Source organism: Dyadobacter sp. HNCC25DJ185, from assembly GCF_056895195.1.
This window is the reverse complement of sequence record NZ_JBXHAR010000008.1, coordinates 355,091-380,842: the sequence shown is the minus strand read 5'-3', so window position 1 is coordinate 380,842 and position 25,752 is coordinate 355,091. Positions and strand designations below refer to the sequence as shown.

24 protein-coding genes are annotated in these 25,752 nt (G+C 45.6%); 10 read left to right on the top strand and 14 right to left on the bottom strand.

Annotation, left to right across the window (positions count from 1 at the left end):
* Position 1: 1 nt before the first annotated feature.
* Complete coding sequence (locus AC1XUF_RS23675; RefSeq protein WP_483344327.1) at positions 2 to 484, bottom strand: ORF6N domain-containing protein; 483 nt, start codon at positions 482 to 484, stop codon at positions 2 to 4.
* Between the two features lie 133 nt (positions 485 to 617).
* On the opposite strand from AC1XUF_RS23675, the gene AC1XUF_RS23670 reads away from it, so the two are divergent.
* Positions 618 to 1,883, top strand: a complete 1,266-nt coding sequence (locus AC1XUF_RS23670) for a nucleotide sugar dehydrogenase (protein WP_483344326.1) — start codon at positions 618 to 620, stop codon at positions 1,881 to 1,883.
* Between the two features lie 3 nt (positions 1,884 to 1,886).
* Here the strand turns inward: AC1XUF_RS23670 and AC1XUF_RS23665 are convergent, their stop codons facing one another.
* The 4 genes from AC1XUF_RS23665 to AC1XUF_RS23650 all read right to left on the bottom strand — a co-directional run bounded on the left by AC1XUF_RS23665 (position 1,887) and on the right by AC1XUF_RS23650 (position 5,862).
* Complete coding sequence (locus AC1XUF_RS23665; RefSeq protein WP_483344399.1) at positions 1,887 to 2,693, bottom strand: FkbM family methyltransferase; 807 nt, start codon at positions 2,691 to 2,693, stop codon at positions 1,887 to 1,889.
* A gap of 15 nt (positions 2,694 to 2,708) precedes the next feature.
* Positions 2,709 to 3,611, bottom strand: coding sequence for a glycosyltransferase (locus tag AC1XUF_RS23660; RefSeq protein WP_483344325.1), 903 nt, complete (start codon positions 3,609 to 3,611; stop codon positions 2,709 to 2,711).
* Between the two features lies 1 nt (position 3,612).
* Positions 3,613 to 4,227: a class I SAM-dependent methyltransferase gene (locus AC1XUF_RS23655; RefSeq protein ID WP_483344324.1), complete on the bottom strand. Its 615-nt coding sequence runs from the start codon at positions 4,225 to 4,227 to the stop codon at positions 3,613 to 3,615.
* 111 nt (positions 4,228 to 4,338) lie between these two features.
* Positions 4,339 to 5,862, bottom strand: coding sequence for a lipopolysaccharide biosynthesis protein (locus AC1XUF_RS23650; RefSeq protein WP_483344323.1), 1,524 nt, complete (start codon positions 5,860 to 5,862; stop codon positions 4,339 to 4,341).
* Positions 5,863 to 5,987: 125 nt separating this feature from the next.
* On the opposite strand from AC1XUF_RS23650, the gene wecB reads away from it, so the two are divergent.
* Positions 5,988 to 7,106, top strand: a complete 1,119-nt coding sequence (gene wecB / locus AC1XUF_RS23645) for a non-hydrolyzing UDP-N-acetylglucosamine 2-epimerase (RefSeq protein ID WP_483344322.1) — start codon at positions 5,988 to 5,990, stop codon at positions 7,104 to 7,106.
* A 20-nt stretch (positions 7,107 to 7,126) separates the two neighbouring features.
* Entirely contained in the window at positions 7,127 to 7,771 is a 645-nt protein-coding gene (locus AC1XUF_RS23640; RefSeq protein WP_483344321.1) for an FkbM family methyltransferase, read from the top strand.
* A gap of 2 nt (positions 7,772 to 7,773) precedes the next feature.
* On the opposite strand, the gene AC1XUF_RS23635 is transcribed toward AC1XUF_RS23640, so the two are convergent.
* Positions 7,774 to 8,397, bottom strand: coding sequence for a GNAT family N-acetyltransferase (locus AC1XUF_RS23635; protein WP_483344320.1), 624 nt, complete (start codon positions 8,395 to 8,397; stop codon positions 7,774 to 7,776).
* A 635-nt stretch (positions 8,398 to 9,032) separates the two neighbouring features.
* Between AC1XUF_RS23635 and AC1XUF_RS23630 the strand changes: the two genes are divergently transcribed.
* From AC1XUF_RS23630 to AC1XUF_RS23620, 3 genes are all read left to right on the top strand, one after another.
* Entirely contained in the window at positions 9,033 to 9,653 is a 621-nt protein-coding gene (locus tag AC1XUF_RS23630; RefSeq protein WP_483344319.1) for a response regulator transcription factor, read from the top strand.
* A 68-nt stretch (positions 9,654 to 9,721) separates the two neighbouring features.
* Entirely contained in the window at positions 9,722 to 10,258 is a 537-nt protein-coding gene (locus tag AC1XUF_RS23625; RefSeq protein WP_483344318.1) for an RNA methyltransferase, read from the top strand.
* Positions 10,259 to 10,393: 135 nt separating this feature from the next.
* Positions 10,394 to 10,822, top strand: a complete 429-nt coding sequence (locus AC1XUF_RS23620; protein WP_483344317.1) for a histone H1/H5 family protein, HCT subfamily — start codon at positions 10,394 to 10,396, stop codon at positions 10,820 to 10,822.
* Positions 10,823 to 10,878: 56 nt separating this feature from the next.
* On the opposite strand, the gene pgeF is transcribed toward AC1XUF_RS23620, so the two are convergent.
* Together pgeF and AC1XUF_RS23610 are read right to left on the bottom strand one after the other, a co-directional pair.
* Positions 10,879 to 11,652 carry a peptidoglycan editing factor PgeF gene (pgeF, locus tag AC1XUF_RS23615; RefSeq protein WP_483344316.1) on the bottom strand — a complete coding sequence of 258 codons (774 nt, stop codon included), beginning with the start codon at positions 11,650 to 11,652 and terminating at the stop codon, positions 10,879 to 10,881.
* Between the two features lie 70 nt (positions 11,653 to 11,722).
* Positions 11,723 to 12,238 carry a DinB family protein gene (locus AC1XUF_RS23610; protein ID WP_483344315.1) on the bottom strand — a complete coding sequence of 172 codons (516 nt, stop codon included), beginning with the start codon at positions 12,236 to 12,238 and terminating at the stop codon, positions 11,723 to 11,725.
* A 163-nt stretch (positions 12,239 to 12,401) separates the two neighbouring features.
* Between AC1XUF_RS23610 and AC1XUF_RS23605 the strand changes: the two genes are divergently transcribed.
* Positions 12,402 to 13,631, top strand: coding sequence for a metallophosphoesterase family protein (locus AC1XUF_RS23605; protein WP_483344314.1), 1,230 nt, complete (start codon positions 12,402 to 12,404; stop codon positions 13,629 to 13,631).
* A gap of 39 nt (positions 13,632 to 13,670) precedes the next feature.
* Here the strand turns inward: AC1XUF_RS23605 and AC1XUF_RS23600 are convergent, their stop codons facing one another.
* Positions 13,671 to 13,859 (bottom strand): hypothetical protein, encoded by a 189-nt coding sequence (locus AC1XUF_RS23600; protein WP_483344313.1) that lies wholly within the window; start codon positions 13,857 to 13,859, stop codon positions 13,671 to 13,673.
* Positions 13,860 to 14,242: 383 nt separating this feature from the next.
* Here AC1XUF_RS23600 and AC1XUF_RS23595 point away from each other — a divergent pair, with 383 nt between their 5' ends.
* Both AC1XUF_RS23595 and AC1XUF_RS23590 read left to right on the top strand, forming a co-directional pair.
* Entirely contained in the window at positions 14,243 to 14,611 is a 369-nt protein-coding gene (locus tag AC1XUF_RS23595) for a hypothetical protein (protein ID WP_483344312.1), read from the top strand.
* Positions 14,612 to 14,714: 103 nt separating this feature from the next.
* Entirely contained in the window at positions 14,715 to 16,175 is a 1,461-nt protein-coding gene (locus AC1XUF_RS23590) for a gluconokinase (protein WP_483344311.1), read from the top strand.
* A gap of 48 nt (positions 16,176 to 16,223) precedes the next feature.
* On the opposite strand, the gene AC1XUF_RS23585 is transcribed toward AC1XUF_RS23590, so the two are convergent.
* The 5 genes from AC1XUF_RS23585 to AC1XUF_RS23565 all read right to left on the bottom strand — a co-directional run bounded on the left by AC1XUF_RS23585 (position 16,224) and on the right by AC1XUF_RS23565 (position 23,886).
* Positions 16,224 to 18,620 (bottom strand): TonB-dependent siderophore receptor, encoded by a 2,397-nt coding sequence (locus AC1XUF_RS23585; RefSeq protein WP_483344310.1) that lies wholly within the window; start codon positions 18,618 to 18,620, stop codon positions 16,224 to 16,226.
* Between the two features lie 194 nt (positions 18,621 to 18,814).
* Complete coding sequence (locus AC1XUF_RS23580; protein WP_483344309.1) at positions 18,815 to 19,222, bottom strand: c-type cytochrome; 408 nt, start codon at positions 19,220 to 19,222, stop codon at positions 18,815 to 18,817.
* Between the two features lie 75 nt (positions 19,223 to 19,297).
* Positions 19,298 to 20,464: a PQQ-dependent sugar dehydrogenase gene (locus tag AC1XUF_RS23575; protein WP_483344308.1), complete on the bottom strand. Its 1,167-nt coding sequence runs from the start codon at positions 20,462 to 20,464 to the stop codon at positions 19,298 to 19,300.
* Between the two features lie 43 nt (positions 20,465 to 20,507).
* On the bottom strand, positions 20,508 to 21,503 hold the full coding sequence (locus AC1XUF_RS23570) for an aldo/keto reductase (RefSeq protein ID WP_483344307.1): 996 nt from the start codon (positions 21,501 to 21,503) through the stop codon (positions 20,508 to 20,510).
* Positions 21,504 to 21,603: 100 nt separating this feature from the next.
* A complete protein-coding gene (locus AC1XUF_RS23565) occupies positions 21,604 to 23,886 on the bottom strand; it encodes a GH92 family glycosyl hydrolase (protein WP_483344306.1) in 2,283 nt (760 codons plus the stop codon).
* A 220-nt stretch (positions 23,887 to 24,106) separates the two neighbouring features.
* Between AC1XUF_RS23565 and hslU the strand changes: the two genes are divergently transcribed.
* The gene (gene hslU / locus AC1XUF_RS23560; protein WP_483344305.1) at positions 24,107 to 25,498 is read left to right on the top strand and encodes an ATP-dependent protease ATPase subunit HslU; all 1,392 of its coding nucleotides are present in this window, start codon (positions 24,107 to 24,109) and stop codon (positions 25,496 to 25,498) included.
* Positions 25,499 to 25,752: the final 254 nt, after the last annotated feature.

Sequence of the window (25,752 nt, the reverse complement as noted above, 5' to 3'; positions counted from 1 at the left end):
CTTAAAAGCCAATAGGATCCCGGTCTGGTTGCGGGGGATGCAAGAGGTAGGTTAATGCCTGATGGATGTCGTCGAATTTGAGTTGCATATCCGTTTCAAGCTTTTCTACCCTGGCTACCAATTCTGCCGAATCGAGGTAATGCTGACGTATCATCACGAAAGCACGCATGATCGCAATGTTCACGTCAAGCGCTTTCTTGCTTTTCAATACGCTCGACAGCATGGCCACCCCTTGTTCCGTAAAAGCGAATGGCATGTATCGCGAACCTCCCCATCTTGAGGTCACATTTTGTGACCTCAAGATTTCGGCTTCTTTCGGCGTTAACTCGAACATGAAATCATCTGGAAACCTATCCAGATTTCGCCTGACAGCCTGTTTTAAGGCTTTTGTTTCAACATCGTACATTTCCGCCAGATCGAAATCGAGTATTATTTTATACCCCCGCAGCGTAAAGACCTTGTTTTGAATTAATGCTAATTCCATCTTAAAAGGATTAAAGTTTACCAGCCGTTTATTCCAGTACGGAGGATTCAGTGATTGGTAACGAGCGTTCGCGTAATTTTTTGGTAGGCTTAAATATGCATAGTTTTAGGTCTTGTAAAATATGTAGATCCCAATGCTACCGGAATCCGAAAAGAAAATTGCAGTGATTGGTCTTGGCTATGTAGGCCTGCCACTGGCCGTTGCATTTAGTCAGAAATACGATGTTTTAGGCTTTGATATTAATCTCCAGCGGATTGCAGAGCTTAGAAGAAATTTTGATTCCACAAGAGAAGTATCGAGTGAGGTTCTTGAAGATGTAGCTAACCTGCGGTTTTCTGACGATGCGAGGGACCTGGTTTCGTGTAACATTTACATTGTAACCGTTCCAACTCCGGTTGACAATTACAAAAAACCTAACCTTGTCCCGCTTTTGACGGCCAGCAGCATGATCGGGCGGATATTGAAAAAGGGCGACATTGTCATTTACGAATCCACGGTATACCCGGGTTGCACCGAGGATGATTGCGTACCGGTGCTGGTTAAAGAGAGCGGGTTGAAATTCAATGTTGATTTTTTTTGCGGCTATTCTCCTGAAAGGATCAACCCGGGAGATAAGCTCAACACATTCACAAAAATCAAAAAAGTTACTTCTGGGTCGACATTGGAGACCGCCCTGGTAATCGACAGTTTGTATGCTTCCGTTGTAGAGGCTGGAACATATCTTGCCCCAAGTATTAAGGTGGCGGAAGCTTCCAAAGCGATAGAAAATGCCCAGCGCGACATCAATATTTCCTTTGTCAATGAGCTTGCTTTGATATTCGACAGAATGGACATTGATACGACAGAGGTACTGGAAGCTGCCGGAACGAAGTGGAATTTTTTGAAATACAAACCTGGGCTTGTAGGTGGTCATTGCATTGGGGTCGATCCCTATTACCTCGCTTATAAAGCCGAATCGCTAGGATATCACCCGCAAGTCATCCTCTCAGGCAGGAGGGTTAATGATACGATGGGGATTTTTGTAGCCAACAAGCTTGTCAAATTACTGATCAGAAAAGGACACAAAATTGAGGGCAGCAGGGTGCTGATCCTGGGGATCACGTTCAAAGAAAATTGCCCGGATATCCGAAATACAAGGGTTACCGATGTGTACCGGGAGCTGAAAGATTTTGGTATGAATGTCGAAGTTTACGACCCCTGGGCGCAGCACGAGCAAGTGGCTAAGGAACACAAGATTTCAATGGTGGCGCGGCCCACGGGCAAATATGAGGCAGTGCTCATTACGGTTGCGCACGATGTTTTTCAGACACTCGACTTCAAGGGTTTTACAAACGATAACTCCGTGATCTTTGACCTGAAATCCATACTTCCGAAAGATATGGTGGATTCCAGATTGTGAAGTTTATTCCCGCCAGCCAAAGATGTTTAGCTGCAGATCCATCACATCATTTCCCCGATAACGATGGTTAACGAATGGTTTGAGACGGTGCTGGTTGGTATCGATGAAATAGCGGAAGCCACTCTCTTCGAAAATGCGGATCACATTGGCCAGTTCCTGCGGATGGTCGAGATAGGAATGGAATTCGACGAAAAGGTTTTGCACATGTCCCAAAACGAATTTGCAGTCGTTCAGTACTTCATGTTCGGCGCCTTCAATATCAATTTTAAGGAAATCAATGTGTGTTTCTTTCAGCAAGTAATCCTTCAATCTGACCGAAGGAATTTTCTTTTTCTCTGATGCGGAATAAATGGAAGACGAATCGGCAGCCTCACTCCCAAACCAGATCCCGTTATCGTCAGTCCAAACTGCCTTATCGACGATTTGAACGCCTGTTATTGCGTTTTCTTTCAAATTGGCTTTCAGGAGGGACGCGATACTTTGTTCCGCTTCGAACGCCGTGATCCGGGCATGGGGATAAAGCTTTTTGAAATAAAGTACACTCATGCCTACGTTGGCCCCGCAATCAAAAATGACCGGCGATGTGGTGGGGGACTTGAAAAAGTAAAATTCGTCGGCAAAGATTTCCTTGTGCTGCCACAAAAATGACATCACATCCGGGACCTGCAGTTTGAATGGGCCAAACCGGACCTTTTTTAGTCGATGCCTCGGGCTGTCACCATACTTGAATAGCAAACCCATAAATTCCCTGTTTGCAGCATTGCTAAGGGAATGGAAGGGTTCTTTGAGCAGGTAGCGAAGCCAGTACATAGTATTTCTATTCAATCAGATCCGATATTTCACCCAGTTTTTGAGCTTTACCTGAATGGGTAAATTGTAATAACTTCTAAATATTTCGATGATTTGCTGGTCGGGTTTGAGATCAGCGTCCATGGCCACTTTCCCTATTGCCAGTTCCTTTCCGTATTGCCCCGATTTAAATGTAAAGTTAGTGCCTGTTCCGTCTGTTCCTATATTTTTGATTTTGGAACGAACAGGATAAAGCCCGTAAGCGTGGTGATTGAACTGCGTAAAAGTCCATCGTATCGCCCACGAATCAATTATTCCCTTTTGCTGCTTTTGCAGCATGGGCCACAGGTCGCTGCCGCCTTTGCGTAGCTGGCGTTTGATCTCTGGATTTTGGTTTTTTTGCAGGAAATCTTTGATCTCCCAATCCGCTTTCGCCCATTTATCGGCCCAGGTTCCCCAACCCCAGGAACTGGCCCTGGGCGCTAGATAGAGATCGTTTTTGTAATTTTCCGGGATACGCAAAGGTGGCGTGTAACCCGAAACGGAGAAAATATCAGGACGGAATTCATAAACCTTCAGAGCCTCGTTCATAAAGTCAAGGAAGTCCGGCGTACATAGCATATCGTCTTCGAGAACGATTATCTTCTGATAAACGCGCACAATCTCGGTTACTCCATGGATCACCGACTTCGCCAGACCCTGGTTTTCATCAGCAGAGTGGATTGTTAGCTTCTTGAAGCCTTTGACCGAAGCCAAATATTTCCTTACCTCGCTGACCAGCGCTTTGTCTGTATCATTCTTCGGCCCATCAGAATATATAAAAATCTCGCTTTGTGCAGCCAATGCGTTGGATTGCAGTGCTTCAACGGTCTGCTTCAAATGCCAGGGACGGTTGTAGCAGAACAATACGATGGGTGCGAGTGAACCGGACGGATTCATCTTAACTTTTGAATGCGTCAATGATCAGCGAGGTGTAAACCAGTTTTCCGTCCTTGTTGCGGGCGTCGTGGTCGGCCGATCGGCGTATCATTCCGTCTTCGGGTTTCCAGGGAAGTTTATGGAATACACCGTTTTCGTCATAATATTCCAGTGGGGTTACTGTAAAACCAATGTCCTGCAGGAAGCCGGACATCATCTGGTAGTTATAAAGGATTTTGTGGTCGTCGGCTCCGTTGCCGGTCCCGCCTGGCTTCACGTAGTCGATATATTCTTCAAATGGATTGTATCCGTCGGGAACCGCAACCCGCAGCCGGCCGCCTGGCTTGAGATACGTATAGCAATTTCTGAATGCCCGTTTCCCTTCTTCGGGAGTCAGGTGTTCCCATACATGCTCGGCAAGTATCTTATCAATGGAGTTCTCGTCAAAATACTTTTCCCAATCGGTTTTTTTCAGAAGGTTCAATGTTTCAATATCCGAATGGATCCAGCCCTTATAAACAGAATACATGGACCCGACGACCATATTAACGGGCTTACTGCGATCATAAGTAGTCAGTTGAAACAAGCTGTAGGGTTGTTTCAGTAGTCCTGCAATTATTTTTTGCTTTAATGACATGGATAATCCGAATTTTTTGCTGACTTCGAAATGGTGGCTATTTGGCCAAAGATAGCAAAAGTTAAAATGACAAAAGACGCGTTTGGGAGTCCTTATAACGGGATATCCCTGCTAATGCTTCATTCTCAAAATAGTGGTTTTGAAATAATACCAACCTGAACTGAACCCTGCCGAAATATCTTCCGAGATTTTCCATAGCAATATGCCGCCACCAAAAATGACCGTCACAATGATGGACCGCATCAGCATATCGAGTATTGTCAGTGTCAGATCGCCTGATGCCGGTTTGGGAATGAAGTAGGTCACGGAGTAGGCAATCAGCGCCAGGGCTGCCACCTTGAGTGTTCCGACAGTAAATGGCTGGATGCCTAGTCTGCTTTTGATAAAAAATAGCTTCACAAAATTGTAGGTAACCGTTGCGAAAAGTGCAGCCCCCGCAGCTCCGTTGAAGCCGTAAAGAGGGATCAGAAACTGGCTAGCCACTAAAATCAGGACCGTGAAAAAGAGCATAAACACGATGTCGTACCGGTAGAATTTCGAATTGGTCAGGATCTCGGAATTCAGTCCGGTCATCATATCCGCAATCCGCGAAACCCCAACCATCAGCACGACCCATTTGCCTTGTGAATAAATATCGGATTTAGGGATAATTCCGAAAATGGCGTCAATGTTACACCAGATACCAAGGAAAAGAAAGGTGCCTATGATGAACAGGTTAAGGGAGGATTTTTTGTAGATCGTGTCAATGTGCGCAATGTCGTTTTTGGCGTAAGCTTCGGAAATAATGGGGGCACTGATCATCACTATGCTGTTTCTAGGGATGGATATGACCAATGCAATGCGCGAAGCGATGTCGAAAATAGCGGTGCTTCCCAAGCCTCCTTTGAATGCGGGCAGCAGGACTTTTTCGATATGAGGCAGCAGGGCCGCACTTGCCCCGCCCAGTAAAACCCAAAGGCCGTACCGGTACATTTCCTTGAAGGCCGGGTGCCTGATAAACCCAAAATCCAGAGAGGTATACAGCCGCTTTTGAAAGTATAAATACACTAGCATGGCCAGAATAGCCACACCGTAACTGACAACGGTGAGGTTGACCATGGTATCAAAAGAAATGATTTTTAATCCAAAAAGAATTACCAGCAGGCTGTTGGCGAGACGTAAACCGACTTCCCGGATCAGCGAAGGAACCGCAATGCGCAGGTTAATCCTTGAATAGGACTCCAGAGCCAGCAGGTAAACCATGCCGACAGTCAAAGGAATAAAGACATAATAGTACCTGACCAGCATAGGGGAATGGTCTAGGTAAAATTTTAAGTAGAGTGGTTTAAATAGCAGATAGAGCGCCACGAAGGCAGACAGGCCGATCAGCGGGGTGACGATGATGAAAGTGAAAAGCTGCCTTCTGGAATCATAATCCTGAAACCTGCTGTGGAAACGGACTGCTACTGACGGAACACCCAAAAGGGCGAAGGACATATAGATGACCGGAAAGGTTAGCAACGTAGAAGCATAGAGCCCCAGTTGTTCCTGGGTCATAAATTGATTGTACAGGATCAGAATATTGAAGATCCCTATGACGACCCCGACGTAAGAAACAATAGAACTTTTAAATCCCTGACGAACAATGATCCCCATGGAGGTTATTCTTGATTAGAAAGGGCGAAATAAGACAAAAAGGTTTAGATACCCTACTAGATCGGACTATTACTTGGCACCCCGGATTTTGCTAGATTTGTCAAAACAAATAAAATCCCTTCTCTTTGAAAGTATTGACCATTGTAGGTGCCAGGCCAAATTTTATTAAGGTGGCGCCGTTGCAACGCGCACTTTTGAAATGCCACGACATTGTTGCGCAAATCGTCCATACCGGCCAGCATTTTGATTTCGAAATGTCGGATATCTTCTTCCAGCAACTCGGACTGCCCCGGCCTGATCACTTTCTGGGCGTAGGACCTGGCTCACACACTACGCAGACTGCCAGGATTATGCTTGAATTTGAGAAAGTGATACGGTGCGAAAAGCCGGACCTCGTGATTGTGGTAGGAGATGTTACCTCAACTTTGGCCTGTGCATTGGTTTGTGCCAAAGAACTTATTCCTGTCGCACATATCGAAGCGGGATTGAGAAGTGGGGACCGAAGCATGCCGGAGGAGATCAATCGCATGGTTACCGATTCGATTTCTGACCTGTTGTTTGTAACTGAGCAGTCAGCGATAGATCATTTACTAAAAGAGAATATCCACTCAGACAAAATCCATTGGGTAGGGAACCTGATGATTGACTCCCTGATTCATTCGCTTCCCGAAGTTGAAAGTTCGGGGATATTGCGACAGCTTCAAATTGCCAAGAATTCCTATGTGTTGATGACCATGCATAGGCCCGTTAATGTAGATAGCAGAGCTGGTTTGGTTAATATTTTGGAAGTTATAAAAGCATTATCGCGATTAAAAACCATCATTTTGCCTATGCACCCACGAACCAGGATTAGCATCGAAACGAATGGTTTAATGCCGCAATTTCAGTCGGTGAAGAGGTTAGTAATCATCCAGCCGCAAGGTTACATGGAATTCTTGCAGCTGATGAAAAACGCTGCATTTACGATCACCGATTCAGGAGGTATTCAGGAAGAAACCACTTACCTGGGCGTTCCATGTATCACTTTAAGAGAGAGTACGGAACGGCCCGTCACTGTGGAAATCGGCACTAATTATCTTCTGCGAGAGTTTAATGCGGTTTCTGTTTTGGAACTGGCCGGCAGGATTCTTGGGGGAACCCCGAAAAGTAGCCGGATACCTGAATATTGGGACGGCAGTACCGCCGAACGGATCGTCGCAATCTTAAGAGAAAAGTACATTAATTCGTACGTTTGTGACAAATAGGGCATAAGGGGATTTTTGAAATGCTGAAAAAGATAAAAAATGGTGTTTGGGGTTTGCTGAATTTAACCGGCCTGGGCGGAAGCGTCCAGCTATCCCTGGACGGTGCTTTGAAAAAGTATGGCTGGTTTAGAAGCTTTCATTCCAAACAGTCGGTAGATGCAAATGGTGATCCGCTCCCCTGGTACACTTATCCTTTTATCCTGTTTCTTAAACCTCGCCTCCAACCTGAATTCATCGTTTTTGAATACGGTTCCGGCAATTCCACTTGCTGGTATGCGGACCGGGTCAAACACATTACCGCTGTTGAGCATGATGGCGAATGGATTAAGCTGATAAGCCCTAAGTTGCCCGCCAATGCCACTGTTTTGGAGCGGCCTTTGGGAGAATCTTACATTAAATCGGTCCAGACAACCGGCCAATTGTATAGCATTATTGTTGTTGACGGCCGGAACAGGGTTAAATGTGCGACTTATGCAGTTGATTTCCTGGCTCATGATGGCGTCCTCATTTTGGATAATTCCGAAAGGGAGTGGTACCAAAGGGCAAAGGATTTGCTTCAGGCAAAAGGCTTTCGCAGGCTGGACTTTATTGGTATGGCACCCATTGTTGGCATTGAAACCTGCACGAGCGTTTTCTATCGAGATGGTAACTGTTTGGGAATCTGAGGTTAAAAAGATCGTTCGTAAATTACCTTGTAGCTGGCAGTGCCGCCAATCTTTTCCTTGAACCCGGAAAGCGAAGGTTTGTCCTTACCTTCGTGATCAAGCGATGCGCCCAGATCGAGCAGTGAAAAACCCTTTTGCTGGCAAAATTTATAAATCGTTTCCATCAACAGTACCATCGGACTGAATGTTCGGTACCGGGGTTCGAACGCGGAAAGGAAATAGTAGAGAATTTTGCCGGTTACCTTTACCGTTACCGCCAATGCGATTAAACGGCCCTGGTCATATGCTGTAAATACGAAAAAATCATCAGGAAACTGGTTTAACAGAGCCATCAGATGCGCGGGAGATAATGAAAGCTGATATCCGTTCTCTTGCTGGCGTCGGTATAGGAAAGCGGCAACAGCTTCCGGCGAAATGATTGTATCATGGTATGTCTCGAAACCGGCGCAAGTCGATCTTTTTAGTTTTCTTTGTTCCGAATAATGGATGATATCCCTGAATTCCTGAGGCTTGATGGAAATATGGTGATTGGTAATAGTACGAATTGGCTTGAATCCAGTATCAACATAGCATCGATGGATCAATGCGTGCCAATCTGCATTATAGCACACAGGAGCTGCTTTCACGATTAGTTTTGTGGGGCCTATGGTATGGAACCATGCATTAATGCAATTCAGAAAAAACTCAAGTTCACTTCCTTTACAATCCTTTTCTAGCAAGATACCGCCAAACGGAGCTTTCGGGGGTGAATACCAGAAGTGGTCGTCACCTTCGGCACAATGAAATTTTGCTATTTCTTTAAATGAGTCTCCTCGTGAAAGAATAAAAACATATATTGTCTTCTCCGTTTGCGTGCCGAGGTGATCAGGCCTCCCGTAGAGGCAATCTGAGGCACTATTTTCCGGAGATCCCAAGTTGCTCAGCGTGGACATAACGACGTTAAACCCTTTGTGGTGCCAGCTGTACAAAGCAGTGTGTCTAAAATGGTAATTGATGTCCGGTCAGTTTTAAAAGCCCTCGTAAAATGCTGCCAGGATACTCGATTTGGCAAATTAATGATATACTAATTTGATATTTTTTATGTTTAATACAATGCTGATTACTATTTTTGTTAATTAATCAGAGAATTTGAGACGGACGCAATGGATTAGCTGGTTGGTAGTCAGATTTTCAGAAGTACAGGCAATGAGTATCACTCAAAAATTGCTTTCATTTAGCTTAAACCAGAATTTTTAATTTTAAATTGGCCCCCAACCCATACATGAAACACATACTTATTGCCGAAGACCATGCAGTGGTTAGGATCGGTACCAAACACCTCCTCAAGTCATTGATACCCGATTCCACAATTTCGGACGTAGACGATTTTGATAAAATACTTCAGGAACTTGAAACGAAGGCTTATGATCTTTTGATCCTGGATATCAATATCCCGGGGGGAAATAATACCAAAATGGTTGAGACTATACGTCTGAAATCACCAGGTATCAGGATTCTAATGTTTTCAAGTTATGATGAACAGCTTTATGGATTGATGTATCTGCAGGCCGGAGCTGATGGATATTTATCCAAGGATGCGCCGGAAGAAGAGTTCAAAACTGCAGTAATGAGCGTTTTGAACAATAAGAAATACATGAGCGAGGACATGCAGCAGATGAATATTAACAGACTGATCAACCCGAAAGAATATCTTCCGGATCCGATCGTGAGTTTGTCCCCTCGGGAAACGGATGTGATGAACCTCCTGAAAGAGGGTCTCGGGACTGCTAAAATCGCTGAAAAACTGAATTTGCAATTGTCAACCGTCAGTACTTATAAAGCGCGGATTTTTGAAAAATTAGGTGTTAAAAATATTGTTGAGCTGATCACGAAGATCAAGTAAGAGTTTAGAAATCATCAAAAAGGCTCCTGCGCAATGTGTAGGAGCCTTTTTATATTAAAGGGAAATTCATGCGGAAATTAGGCATTGAGGAAATGAACCGGCTGACGGTCGAAGAGTTTAAGGAATCGGAGAAATTTCCATTTGTAATTGTATTGGATAACATCCGAAGCCTCAATAACGTCGGTTCATTTTTCCGGACAGCCGATGCATTCAGGGCAAAGAAAATCATTTTATGCGGATACACCCCGCAACCACCCCACCGGGAAATTACCAGAAGTGCACTAGGTGCCGAGTTATCGGTAGACTGGGAAGGTAATCCTGACATTATCAACGCAGTTCGGGCATTGAAAGCTGACGGCTACCAGATTTGGTGCGTGGAACAGGCCGAGGATAGCGTCTTTCTGCAGAACTTTGAACCTGAACCAAGTGTGCCTCATGCATTTATATTTGGCAATGAAGTGGAGGGAGTGCAGGATGCCGTGATCGGTCTGGCGGATGGTTGTCTTGAGATTCCGCAGTTTGGAACGAAGCATTCTTTCAATGTATCGGTATCTGCCGGAATCGTTTTATGGGACTTTGTCAAGAAAAATTTAACAAAAATATAACACAAAAAATTTGGTCTTTATGATTTAATAAATGGTACTTGCAGGTTAGTGCTTAGGTGGTGAATCGTAACCTGGATACGTTCAGGCAAATTGCCAGAGCCTTGGTATTTGTTTATGTACTCTCAATAAAAGACTATGAAATCCACAACAAAAAAATTATCGACTGAAATTGCGGAAACCCTCACCGGAAAGATCGATGCAATTTCGGCAGGTTCAAAAAAAATAAAGAAGTCCATTGAAAAAGCTGCTGAGAAACTGGCAAAGAAGGTAGCCAAATTTGAGAAAGAGACGCTTAAAAAGAAGGAGAAGGAACAAAAACATGCGGAGAAAAAGCTGAAAGCCAAATCAAAGGATAAAAAGGAATCCAAAAAAGATAAGGCTACAAAGACAGAAAAAATAGCTGCACTGGTTGCTGCGGCTTCATCAAAAGCACCCGCGGCACCTCCTGCTAAACCTGTAACGGCCAAACCAGCAATGGCGAAATCAACTGCCAAAGCAGCTTCATCCAAATCGGTGTCTTCGACAAAACCTGCCAGTGAAGTAATTGCCTCCGAAGAGGCCTGATCGACCAACTAACGAATAATAAAGTTCAGCTTCGCAAGAAGTTGAACTATTTTGCTTTAGAAGTCTCTGCCAATTGTCGCAAGCATCCTTCCTGTCAGTCCTTTCTCGTGCCTGTACGAAAAATAATCCTCGTTATTGATCACTGTTGAGAATGCGGAAACTTCAATACGGTCTTGCAGAAGGCCTGCTTCGAGAAGTTGTTCCCGGTTCGCCTTTTTCAGGTCGATAAAAAATTTGGACTTTGCTTCGTCCCATCTTTTACAGCCGGCGTTAAAATGCCTCGCTACGTCTTCATCCACTTCAAAAGAACATTCGTCGATGCAGGTTCCTATGTAGGCTATGCAATCACTGGCCCGGGTTCCATACGTATCCTCCATTTTTCTGACCGTTTTGTGGACTATCCGGTTTGCTGTCCCGCGCCAGCCGGCATGTATCGCTGCCATAGCGCCTTGTCCGAGATCATATATCAATATCGGTGTACAATCGGCTACGGTAACGGCCAGTTGAATTTTCGGAAAGTTGGTCACCAATGCGTCATACCCTTCAAATCTCCCCGGTGCCGTCACGACGAGGATTTCTTCGCCATGCACCTGATGGGATTTTGCGACCTGATCTAACGGAACTTTGAGTGACTGAAAAAAACGTCTGTTGTTTTCGAGCACGTTCTCAGGCACATCATTCGTCGCACCGCCCAGATTGAGCGAGTCATAAGGGCTTGAACTCACGCCTCCGTGCCGTGTGCTTTCCGCTGCGATTAATCCCGGAAATCCGGCGAAAATTGTGGGTGTCCGGAATAATGGTTTTTGGTTTGCAATATCAAATTTCTCCATACTCGACAATCGTACTGATGCATTACAAAATTAGGGAATAAAAAAGGGACCATTTGAGGTCCCTTCCTTATCAAAAAAGTTTTTCCTTGGGAGGCGTGGCTCCTTTCAGCCTGATGTAAACGGTTGATTGACCACGATGATGAGTCTGATGTTCAAAGGCTTTTTCAAATGCAGTGCTCATTTTCATATCCATGCCGAAGACTTTCACATCCTTGCCCAGATCCGCCTCAGTCATGCCTTTCAATGCATTGATAACGAAATCGTAGCTGTCCATTGTGGCTTTGGAGATCGCTGCTTTTGACTGATCAGCCATTTTCTCTACTGATCCTTCCATCGTTTTTGCTTTCCCCGTTGCCGCCGAAATGAAACCGTAGTTAGCATCGGCCAAATGGCCCATTTGCTGCGCAAATGTGCGGATTTCGGGAGTAGGCTTAAAGGAATAACCGTCATCCGGCATGGCGTCCAGGTATTCTTTTGTAAATACTTTGGCTCTTTCCCAATCTGCGGTGAGCTTGGCAAGTTGTGTTTGTGCGAATGCCGACTGAACTGCAAAGAGCATCAGGCAGATCATTGTAATTTTTTTCATTCGATTTTGTTTTTGGTGGTTGGAAAATTTTACAGAAAGGTAATTCTAATGAAATCCATTATCAATCTCGTTAAACAAATATTAATTATACGAATGATTGTGCTTGGAATGGATATTGTTTTATTTACCAAAAACTACATTTTCATCGGCAGTTGATAATTTTATGGCGGAGAATTCCAAGGAAAGGGCAGAGAAATATTTAAATCTGGGACATAGCGAAGCAGAAAATCATGCCAAGACGCAATTGGAGCTTTATGAAAAAAGAGTAAAGCAGACCTCTTCGGTCACTAACGTCATTTCCGAGTTTTTTAAAACCAATCTTCTTGGCTTTGCCCGACATTATCTGAGAAGCCGGTTTGGCGCCAAGCATCCATATCAGGCCTATCCCCGGAACGGTGATAATGGCGTATACCCAATGCAATCTTCGATCCCCTCCAGAACTGAGCTCAGTATTGCGTTGCTGTCGGACTGGGCAAGCGACACCGCCGAGTCGGATGCGGTGGCTAACCTGGTATCGAAATATTCCCCTGATTACACGATCCATTTGGGAGATATCTACTTTGTTGGAACTCCGCAGGAGGTCGAAGCGAACTTTACGGCTCCACATGCCTCCTGGTACTATGGCGCTTCCGGGAGCCTGGCGCTTTCGGGTAACCACGAAATGTATTCCAATGGGGCCGCATTTTTCCAGCACCTGCTTCCTGCGATGTATGTGCTGGATGGGAAAGTGAAGAAAACCCAGCAAGCAGGTTTTTTCTGCCTCGAAAATAGCTACTGGCGGATCATTGGATTAGATACGGGTTATACGTCGGTTGGGAAGCCATTTTTTGAGATACTTTCTCCGCCCGATTGCCATCTCAGGGATGAGCAGGTGGCCTGGTTGAGGGATGTGGTAAAGCTGGGCGATCCGGACGACAAACGCGGGCTGGTGTTTTTGAGTCATCATCCGTATCTGTCGGCCTTCCGAGAGGAATTTGTCAGGCCAGGGGAACAAATCCAGGAGTTAATGGGCGATGCCAGCAGGCCGGTGGTCTGGTTCTGGGGGCACGATCACAGGCTTGTGATCTATAATAAGGTTAAGAACAAAAAAGGGCCGGTCGCATTTGGCCGATGTATCGGGCACGGCGGGCTGCCTGTTGAAATTCAACTGCCGGATCCATGGGAGCTTGAAAAAATCGGTTACTACGATCGGCGTATACGGAATGTTTTAAAAAACCATCCTTTGGGCTATAATGGCTTTGTCCGTCTGATCATTAACGATGAAGTGCTTACTGCCGAATATCGTGATATCGAGGATTCAGTAATTTTTGAAGAGACCTGGACAATGCATAAAGAGAACGGCCAGCTCGATTGGAAAGTCATTCACGCTGTTCCAGAGCTGGCCGTTCGGTAAATCATATCGTTGCCACTTCACCTGCGGCTGTGCAAAAACTTAGTGATGATCGCCGCTATGGCCACCGTCTTTATAAAACGCTGCGAAGGTCACTACAAGGCCAATCGTTCCCAGGATAAGTGTGAACAAATCCCCGAATACGGCCAAAATAATAAACAGGATCAGGAATGCTGCGATGTAAACCGCGCTTGACAATCCGGCAGACTCGCTATGTGATGTTTCAGACATTTTTGAAATGATTAAATCATAATCGATTATTCTGCTAAAATAATCATTACCATTTAAGTTTTCGATATCAGCCTCCTTTTTTTAGCCTGTTTTCGCCTTCAATGGGAACGTGCGTACCATCAGGTGTCACCTGTGCTTTTATTCCCAATTCTGTCCTGGAAAAACACAAATTGTACTTTTGGAACAATGTGCATGGTGTTAAATATAATCGTGTCACCATTCGAAGATTTGGAATTATTATTTAAATATCTTTTAGTCAGTACTATATTTTGATATTGACATTACTTTCGAGTTAATCTATTTTTATTTACTCGAAATGCAGAATATAATTTTTTAGAGGTGCGTATCGAACATTCCTATTTGTATATCCTAAATTCAACATCATGAAAATGTTATCCACTATTCTTTTTCTACTTTTTATTTCCATCGCTGGTGCAAATGCACAAACCGTCGAGAAACCTGATCATAGTGATTATTTCGCGGACTTTTATGTCATGGAGGTGAAGCCGATGCAATTTGAAATCAGCTACAAATACCCGAAAACGGACCGACTGCTGGTCAGGATACGGGATGAGCAGCAGAATACGATTTTTGTGGAAAAAAAGCTGGTTTACAAAAAGTACCATAAGTACTTCGATCTTTCTCCTATGATGGACGGCAGATACACGTTTGAATTGACAGACGGCGATCAAACTTTCAGCCAATCATTTGTGATATCTACCAAGACTTCAAGAGTGGCGACTGCATTGTAACGTCACTTGTTCGTTCTGGCAAAATCCATACATTTGTTTTAGTAAAATTCTGCGGTCCGGCTGATCTGGTCGGTATATTTCGCTGCTACTAAAACTGTTTCCAATGCCTTATATAATTGGCTGTGATATCGGCACAACAAATGTCAAGTCCGTTGCCTTCGATTCAGTTTCAGGAGAAATCCTGACATCGCATAGTGAGGGTTATGAAATGCAACATCCTCAGCCTGATTGGAGTGAACAGGATCCTGAGGAAATATTTCAGGCAGCTTGTACGACGCTGATCAAGGTTGCCGAATTTGTAAAAGATAAAGACAAGCTGCTCGGAGTCAGTTTTAGTGCTGCCATGCATGGTGTTCTGGCACTGGATCAAAACGGGAAACATCTCACAAGCCTCATCATCTGGGCCGACAATAGGAGCTCTGACATTGCTATTAAATTACGCGCTTCCAGGGTAGGTAAGAAAATTTATAACAACAACGGTACGCCTATTCACGCTATGACGCCGGTTTGCAAGCTATTATGGCTTAAAGAAAACCAGCAGGATATTTATCAGAAGGCCGACCGTTTCGTCGGGATCAAAGAGTATGTGATCTACCGCCTGACGGGAAAATTCCTTGTGGATTATTCCATTGCGTCTGCAACAGGCATGTTCAATATCAGGGAGCTGAAATGGGATACTTACACACTCACTAAGCTTGGCCTGAAAGTCGGAAAGTTATCCGAAGCGGTATCTCCCTATCATATCGAAAAGTTACCAGCGGGAAACCCTGCCGGGTTGAGCGAAGGGACTGCTCTGATTATGGGCGCCAGCGACGGTTGTCTGGCTAACCTCGGCAGCGGTGCAATCCGTACAGGCTCCATGGCGGTTACAATAGGCACCAGCGCAGCAGTACGGATTTGTTCCGACAAAGCTTATTCAGATCCGTTCATGCAGACATTCTGCTATTTGCTGGACGAGAGTACATACATTGTGGGCGGTCCATCCAATAACGGGGCCGTTATTTTTGAATGGCTTATCAATGCCTTTTTTCCAAACGAAGCATACGATGATGTTTTCAAACAGGCTTCTAAAATAGAGCCAGGATCAGATGGACTGTTGTTTTATCCTTACCTGCTCGGAGAGCGTGCCCCTCTATGGAGCTCTACGGTGCGCGGAGGATTTTCAGGACTTGACATTCGTCACACACGTCCGCACTTTGCCCGGTCAGTCATGGAAGGTATTTTGCTCAACCTATATAGCATTGGAAAAATACTGATGGAGATGCAGAATATTGACACGATTTACGCAAATGGCGGATTTGCGAGAAGTCCGGTGTGGGTTCAAATGCTGTCTGATATTTTTGGCAAGAAAGTCAGGCTCAACGAGACTGTTGAAACGGGTGCAGTAGGTGCGGCGATGATGGGTTTGAAAGCTTTGGGATTGGTCAAGCATTTCTCGGAGCTCGAATCATTTACAACGGTTGGTCAGGAATTTGATCCCCATGATTCTATACACGATACTTACAATGCCCTTTCTGAGAAATTTATCAAAGGCGCCAAAATTATGATGGCTCATGCTGTGTAAACAAAAAATCCCGGTTTTTTAAGCCGGGATCTCTGCGATATGCGCCTCCTAGAATTTATATGCAATGCTCAGTCTGTAATTTCTTGGTGCTTCTGCCTGCCAGTAATAGGAAGTAATAGGATCTCTGTCAGCGGTACTAAAACCGTAGGTTCCACCACTATACAGGTATTTGTCCAGAACATTGAACACATTCAGCGTCAGACGGATTTTATCTTTTTCCCAGAACAAACCTCCGTCCAGCTTGAAATAATCAGGCAGGTTGTAAGTGTCGTCTGTGTCGCTCCACGTTGAGGTCGCTCGGTCGCCCAGATAGGTAAATCCTCCTGAAATTCCTGCGCCTTTTAGCGCGCCATTCTGGATTTTATAGCTAAGCCATCCGTTGGCAGTATGTTTCGCAAATCCAGGAACCGGGTCGCCTACTTTCGCCACAATCACACCCTCGGTCACTTTAGTCACTTCGGATTTCGTATAAGCATAATTTGCCGTCAGATTCAGCCCCGGCAAAATGGTGCCGCGCACATCGAACTCGATTCCCTGTGCCCTTTTCTGGCCTAATTCCACACTAAAGCCGGAGTTGGGGCGGCTTGGGTCACCTGTAAGCTCGTTGTTTTTAAGAATGCGGTAAAATGCAAGTGTAGTATTCCACCGGCCCTCTGCCCAATCTCTTTTGAACCCAAATTCGGTATTGTTACCGGTAACAGGCTGTACTTTTTTGCCACTGCTCAGGCGGCCCGATTGAGGCAGGAATGCCTGGTCGTACAAAGCGTAGACGGATGTGTTTTTATCAATGGAAATGCTGAGCCCGAGACGAGGTGTGAAATGGTCTGCCTTGTCGGCTGCTGCGCCCCATTGTGCCTGACTTAAATGCGTGAAGCGTCCGGCGATCGTTAACCTGATCTTGTTATCCAAAAATCCGAGTTCGTCCTGCAGGTAAAGACCTGTATATCTCTGGTCCATCAAACCTCCGGCTGCAACAGCTCGGGCTTCGAGGTTCAGTGAGCGGTCAAAAACGGGGTAGCCATTATTAGGCGTTCCGTAGAAAGGGTTTTTGGGATTAAAAAGGCCACCCAATGTATCAAGCGCGTGCGACTGCGACCAGTCGGCGTAGTATTCCTTAGTTCCTACATCGATACCTCCCAGCAGCCGGTGAACCACGCCTCCGGTAGTGACCTTGCCATTTACAAATACCTGACCGAGCGTCATCTCACTCTTCGCGTCCCATAAGCCCACGCCACGCTGCATGGTCCCGTCGGCATTAATTAACCAGGGCCACATGCTGCTTCCCGCCATCTTGTAATTCAGATAGGCTAGCTGTGCAGTCAGTTTCCAGTCTTTATTAAGCTGGTGTTGCAAGTTCAGGAAAAGACTGTTGTCTTTGATCTTGGTAGGAGAAAGTCCCGGGGGCATGGACGTGAAGTCCCTGGGCAATGTGGCATAACCGTCTGGTGAAAATACATAAAATGAGCCCACATCCGACATTTTGGCGTATTGCAGCGTGTATTCAGCTGTTAGTTTTGTCTTTTCATCGATCTGATAAGTGATCACAGGTGCCACGCTGTACCGGTTGTTGTATTCAAATGGGCGGAAAGATCCTTTGTTCTGTCCGGCCAGGTTCAGGCGGTAGAGGAACTTGCCGTCTTTGGTCAGTTTCCCGTCGAGATCAAGGGCTGTGCGGTAAAAATCAAAGCTGCCCATTGTGAACGAAGCTTCGCCTTTTGTTTCGCCGGTCGGCTTTTTGGTAACTACATTATAAAGTCCGCTCGGATCACCATTGGCGAGCATAAAACCGGCGGGGCCTTTCACAAACTCGATATGGTCTACAAAACTCATATCCTCTGTCAACGGTCCCCAATAGGAGTTTACTACATTGAAACCGTTCCTGAATGCCTGGATTTGTGAACCGCGCATGCTGATATTTGCATACATATCACCCCAGTGTTCGAGGCGTGTGGCACCGCTTACATTGCGTATCAGCCCGTCGCTCATGCTGATCACCTGCTGATCGCTAAGCACTTTTGATGTCACAACCTGCACATTTTGAGGTGTTTCCAGAATAGGGGTCATCAGTTTCAAGCTGGAAGAAAGCTGGTCGCTCTTATAAAGGTTTCCTCCTTTTACAATCACTTCCTGCAACTGATTGGTGCTCTCCGACAAGGTCACCGAAACGTTTGTGGTTTCACCTGCGATCACATCTACAGCTTTCTCTTGTATCTCCGCGCCGACAAAGCTTACGAGGAGAGTATGGGTTCCTGCCTTTACACGTTCAATGACGAACTTTCCCTGGGTATCTGACACCGCCCCTTTGGAACTTCCTTTGATACCAATCGATACCTGCTCTGCTGGCTGGCCGTCCGAGCTTAAGATTTGTCCTGTGATCCTCCCGTTTTGTGCCAGGCCAACCGTTATCGACAGCAGAAATAGGATGAAAATATAAATTTTTGTCATTTTATTTGAAATTGGTCTAAATAGTTATTCGACGAGCAAATATCGCCGCGCCGTGTTTTGTATACAAGTTTTTATTTAGATTTATTTAAAATAATAATGATATCGAAGAGCCTGCCCATATCTCAGAATAAGCCCTACGAAACAAAAAAGCCGCCCGATCTTTTGACCAGGCGGCTTTGAAAGGAGAGGTGATGCTATTTTTTATCTTTAACTTCTTCTACCATTTTTGCCGTGACGATCTTCTTTTCAGAAGAGTTACCCCACGAATTGCTGATATAATTGATCACGTCGGCAATTTCATCATTTCCTAAACCGGGATTGGGCATCATATTATCGTAATCAACACCATTCACTTTGATCTTACCAATTAAACCAAATTTTACGGCCTTGATCGCATTTTCCGTGGTTTTCAGATAATCGGCTTTTGCCAAAGGCGGAAAAGTAGCGGTTACGCCTTCGCCGGTACCCATATGACAGGTAATGCAGTTTTCGGAGTAAACCATTTTTCCCCTTTCAATGCTTTTGGCAAGATCGTCCTCCTGTTTTGGAAAAATGGCTGAGCAAAAGATGAGTGCTGCAATTAGGGCTGTTAGAGATTTCATTCTATTAATTTATTGGTTTGCAAAAAACCGCATGAGGCCTGCGAAACGGCGACGCGAACGGGAGCTTCCTGTCATTTAGCTCTTTGGGCTGATGCGGACCACTTTGCCTGAATTCTCCAGAACAACATACACATTTCCATCCCAGGCCATGCGCACATCGCGGACACGCCCTAGTTTGTCGAAAATGATTTCACGCTTGGTTATTTTGTTTCCTTTTACGGTCAGGTGCTGTATATACATGAATTTCAATGAACCTACCAGAAGATCGCCTTTCCAATCCTTGTATTTATCATTGGAAAGAAATGTAATTCCGCATGGCGCAATGGAAGGTTTCCAGTAAACCACCGGCTGCTCCATTCCTGCACGCGCAGTGTCTTTTGAAATAATACTGTTGTCATAATCAATCCCAAAGGTGATCAGGGGCCAGCCGTAATTTTTTCCTTTTTCAATGATATTTAACTCATCACCTCCTTGCGGGCCGTGCTCATGTTCCCAGATTACGCCTGTGGCAGGGTTGATCACCAGTCCCTGGGGATTGCGGTGACCGTAAGTCCAGATCTCGGGTCGGGCGCCTTCTGTTTTTACAAATGGGTTGTCGGTAGGGATTTTTCCGTCTTCATGCAATCTCACCACTTTGCCCTGGTCGCGGCCCAGATTTTGAGAATTTTCTTTTTGCCCCCGCTCTCCAAGAGAAAGGAAAACATATCCTTTTTTATCAAAGACAATGCGTCCGCCAAAGTGCACATTGGCCTTTACATTGGGAAGGGCTTTAAATAACTGTTGAATTTCAACCAAAGCATGATCTTTCAGCTTGGCGCGCATCAACCCTGTGTTCGCCCCGTCATCATCGCCTTCTTCGCCCGGTGCTTTCGGTGACGAGTAACTGATATAGATCCAGCCGTTATTTTTATAGTCAGGATGCAGGTTAATATCCAGCAAGCCACCTTGTCCTTTGTAATACACGGGTGGTATACCCGAAATTTCCTGCGGATCCAATTTTCCGTTCTTAACCAAACGAAGCTTTCCGCCGCGTTCGGTCACCAGCATGTCGCCATTGGGCAGCAGAGCCGATGCCCAGGGCATGGTTAGCCCGGTCGCAACCGTATCTACTTTCAGGTTGGCCTCGGAAAATGCTTCCGGCCTGATATTGCTGTTGCTCATCAATCCGATCGACGCAGTCAGCAACAAGCCTCCCAATGCAACAGGGAGGTACTTTTTGAGTAAAGGAATGTTTTGATTCATAAAGGTGAATAAAGCTTGATTTGTAAAGTGTTAGAATGCTAAATTATTTCACTAGTTCCAATTGATCCAAGTGTTCTGTGACCGAATCGATTTCAGCCTGGCTTAGCTCCAGGTTGGCGGCTGCGGCATTTTGTAATGCTTGTTCTGCATCCCTGGCACCGGCGAGGGCAATCGTTATTCCGGGTTGTTCTATCGTCCATTTCAAAACCAATTGGCCAATGGTCGCGTTTTTCTGGTCGGCGAGCGGTTTGATCTGGTCTAGAAAATGATCTACCCTGGCAAGGTTTTCATCTTTGAAGAAATACAATGAAGTCCGGTGATCGTCGGCACTGAACTGATAACCTGGTTTCATTTTGCCAGTCAGCAGTCCGCGTTCCATTGGGCTGTATGCAAGGATTGATTTGTTGTTTTCGATGCAGTAAGGAACCAGTTCGGCTTCGATATCGCGCTTTACCATACTGTAAGGAACCTGGTCGGATACCAGATCAATGTACTTAGCAGCCTCGCGCATTAAATCGGCGTCGTAATTACACACTCCGGCATAACGTACTTTCCCTTGTTTGATCAGCATGGCTACGGCCTCCATCGTTTCTTCAATCGGTGTCGTTTTGTCGTGCCAGTGAATCTGATAAAGGTCAATGTAATCAGTCCCAAGGCGGGCCAGACTGTCTTCGCATTCTTTGATAATGGAGTCTTTGGCGGCGTATTTGTAAATGTCGATTTCCTGTCCGTCGTTGTTTTTGCTGTGCATTGCAAAATCACCTTTGGCCAGGTCCCAGCGCATTCCGTACTTGGTCAGGATCTGCACTTGGCCGCGTGGCAGGTCTTTGATCGCTTCCCCGACGATTTCCTCACTTAATCCTTGTCCATAAACGGGTGCGGTGTCAATGGAAGTAACACCTGCGTGGAACGATTCACGGATCGCCTTAACGGCTTCGCTTCTTTCGGTACCTCCCCACATCCAGCCACCTGCTGCCCAGGCGCCAAAAGTGATGACGGATAGTTCAAGGTCTGAGTTTCCTATTTTGCGGTATTTCATTTTCAGTGTTTGCTAATGGCTTTAGGCTTTTTGCTGCCGGCCTTTTTTATCAATTTCCAATCAATCTAATCTTGTTTTCGACTTCTCAATTTCCTAACAGCTATTTAGTCAACGAAAAAGGAGCCTCTTCGGGCTTGACACCCCAGGTTTTGGAAGGTTTGTTCCCCAGGGTGAATTGTACGGAGCCACCTTTCTGGATATCACCATGTTCCAAATAGGTCTTCGAGTATGCCTTTCCATTGAGCGTTGCTCCCTGGATGTACAAATTGGCATCACTGCTTCCTGGGGCCTGGATCGTGAATTTCTTGCCATTTTCAAGCGTTAAAGTCGCTTTTTTGAACAATGGAGAACCGATTACATATTGGGTGGTGCCGGGGGTAACAGGGTAAAACCCAAGCGAAGAAAATACATACCAGGCGGAAGTCTGTCCGTTGTCTTCATCGCCGCAATAGCCGTCGGGAGTTGGCTGATAGAGTCTGTGCATCACCTGTCTCGCCCAGTATTGTGCTTTATCAGGGGCACCGGCGTAATTGTAGAGGTAAATCATATGCTGAATGGGCTGGTTCCCGTGCGCGTAGTTGCCCATGTTCATGATTTGCATCTCGCGTATTTCGTGAATCGGGAAACCATAGTAGCTGTCGTCAAAGATCGGGGGTAATGTGAACACGGTATCCAGCTTCTGAACAAAAGCTTCCCGGCCACCCATCAGGCCAATCAGTCCTTTTACATCCTGGAACACCGACCAGGTATAGTGGATGCTGTTACCTTCTGTGAACGCGTCGCCCCATTTGAACGGATTGAATGGTTTCTGGAATTGCCCGTCCTTATTTTTGCCGCGCATCCATTTGGTTTCCGGGTCAAAGACATTCTTATAGTTCTGGCTTCTTTTTAGATACAGGTCAATTTCTTTCTGCGGCTTTTTGAGCTCTTTACCCAACTGGGAAATGCAAAAATCGGCATAAGCGTACTCCAAGGTCCGGGCCGCATTTTCATTGACTTTCACGTCATACGGTACATAACCCAGGTCATTATAATATTCATGCCCGAAACGGCCTACTGAACTTACCGGTCCGGCATTTTCGGTGTTTTTGATCACCGCTTCGTAAAGTTTGTTGATATCATAGCCCCTGATTCCTTTTACATATGAATCTGCAATCAGAGAAGCGGAGTTCGAACCAATCATACAATCGCGGTGGCCAGGGCTGGCCCATTCCGGCAGGTATCCACTTTCGTCGTAGGCATTGGCAAGACCTTCCATGATATGTGCATTGAGCGTAGGGTACATCAGGGTGAAGAATGGGAAAACGGCACGGAAAGTGTCCCAGAACCCATTGTCGGTAAACATATACCCTGGCTTCACTTCGCCATTGTAAGGACTGTAATGAACAATTTTATTGGCCTTATCCATTTCATAAAACTTCCTTGGGAAAAGCAGTACGCGATAAAGGCAGGAATAGAAAGTGCGGATCTGATCAATGTTGTCGCCTTCTATCTGAATCCGGGAAAGCTCATGGTTCCAGGCCTTTTGACCTTTTTCTTTGGTAGCATCAAACGTGTCCGTACCTAGTTCACGTTGCAGGTTCAGCTCAGCTTGTTCGGGGCTGATGAATGAAGAAGCAACTTTTAGCCCTACCTGCTCGCCTTTTTTGGTCTTGAAACCAACCACTGCACCTGCATGGGAAGCTTTCAGCTCCAGGGTATCTTTGGCGAGTGTCTTACCATGGAAAGCAGAAGAAAAGGTAAAGGCTTTGTCGAAAACAAGGACAAAGTAGTTTTTGAAATTAGAAGGAACGCCGCCGCTGTTTTTGGTAGTATAGCCAATAATCTTGCGTTCGGAAGGAATGACTTTTACGTAAGACCCGCGGTCGAAAGCATCGACTAGTACAAATGAGCTGTCGGCTTGCGGGAATGTGAAGCGGAATTGAGCCGCACGTTCGGTTGGGGTAATTTCGGTGGTAACGTCATAGTCGGCCAGGTATACCTTATAATAATGTGGTTTCGCGGTTTCAGCTTTATGCGAGAACCAACTGGCCCTGCTTTCTTCGTCTATCTTCAATTTACCGGTGATGGGCAGGATCGAGAACTGTCCGTAATCGTTGATCCAGGGACTGGGCTGGTGTGTCTGCTTAAAACCCCGGATTTTTTCTGCGTCGTACATATAACTCCATCCGTCACCCATTTTGCCTGTTTGAGGCATCCAGAAATTCATTCCCCAAGGCATGGCAATGGCGGGATAAGTGTTTCCGGCAGAAAGGCTGAACTTAGATTGTGTTCCCATCAGAGGATTCACGAGATCTACCAGGTTAGACTGACCCTGGGCCTGTCCAAAAAGCAACGGAGATTGTATGAGCAGAACTAAAAGGCAGTAAAGGCTTTTTTTCATTGTTAGGAACAAATCTTAAATAGGATAATACATTGTGACAAGAGAACAAATGTAATGCAAGGCCAGATAACAAAAACCAAACCGTTAAAAGTTTTACAACGGCGTTACCAACCTGACATTTTGTACCGGCATAGTTCTTTACTGGCTTAAAATGGCATTTTAATTTCCAGTTACCCACTCATATAAATTTTACTGTAAGTTACCTATTGACATAAATCATATGACCGAACACTTAGATCGCCTGACCCCCCGCCAAATTGTTTTCGAACTTGATCAGTACATCATCGGACAAAATGACGCAAAACGTAATGTTGCTATTGCCTTAAGGAACAGGTGGAGGCGAATGAATAGTCCGGCTGACATTCAAAAAGAAATTATTCCCAATAATATATTAATGATAGGCGCAACCGGCGTAGGTAAAACGGAGATCGCCAGACGTCTGGCTAAGATAGCCGACGCGCCTTTTGTGAAAGTGGAAGCGTCGAAGTTTACCGAAGTCGGTTACGTTGGACGCGACGTCGAAAGCATGGTACGCGACCTGGTGGAACAGGCGGTAGGGTTGGTCCGTACACAGAAAAAAGAAGAGGTGAAGCTGAAAGCCGAGCAGGCTGTTGAGGACATTATCCTGGATGCATTGATTCCGCCTGTACACGGCAGCGGATTAAAAGTAAAAACGGACAATGGATCCGACGCAATGCCCGAGGACGACGGCGAACTGAACCAGAGGACCAGGGAACGTTTCCGTGAAAAAATCAGAAATGGTGAACTGGATAACCGTAAAATCGAAATTGAAGTCCAGCAAAATCAGGCGCCCAGCGTGGGTATGATCGGAGGGTCGGTGGACGACGTTTCCATGATGAATATCCAGGAGATGATTGGGAATATGATGCCGAGACGTGGCAAGAAAAGAAAAGTTACCGTGGAAGAAGCCCGGAGAATCCTGCTTGACGAGGAAGCTTCCAAGCTGATTGATATGGATGAGGTGAAAATGGAGGCAATCAAAAAAGCGGAAAACCTGGGGATCATATTTATCGACGAGATTGATAAAGTTGCGTCCAGCCGGTCGGGCGGAGGCGGCGGACCGGATGTCAGCCGTGAAGGTGTGCAGAGGGATTTACTTCCGATCGTAGAAGGCAGTGCCGTCAATACCAAGCACGGGGTTATTAATACCGACCATATTCTTTTCGTGGCCGCAGGTGCGTTCCACGTTTCGAAGCCGTCGGACCTTATCCCCGAATTACAGGGGCGTTTTCCAATCCGGGTGGAACTGAACAGTCTTACGGAAAGCGACTTTTATCAAATTCTGAAAGCGCCTAAAAATGCATTGACCAAGCAGTACGAGGCCATGATGGCTGCGGAAGGGGTTGAACTTGAGTTTGAAGACGGAGCGATCAAGGAGATTGCAAAAATTGCTTTCGAAGTAAATAGCGAGGTCGAAAACATAGGAGCCCGCCGCTTGCAGACCGTCATGAGTTTGTTATTGAACGATTTCATGTTCGATATTCCGGACGTAATCGGCCCGGATTCACACTTGGTCGTGACAGCAGAAATGGTGATTGAAAAACTGGCGCATCTGGTCAAAAATCGGGATTTGAGCCAGTATATTCTTTAAAAGGTCGGCGGGTAAGGGAACATGTTTGTCATGAAAAAAGACGGACGATCTTAGCCCCTACCTGCCAACTTTTCATTTAAATATCTGTCCGGGTTTTGCTGTACAACACTTCGGTGTACTCTTTGCGTACCGATTCGGACAGGGCAATGATACCGAAGAAACAGCCTTATCAAAAGCCTTCAAACGCACGGAATTTCTGCTAAGCCGGGCGCTTATGAAGGTATTGGCGCTCGTTTCTTTTTCTGCAGCCGCCT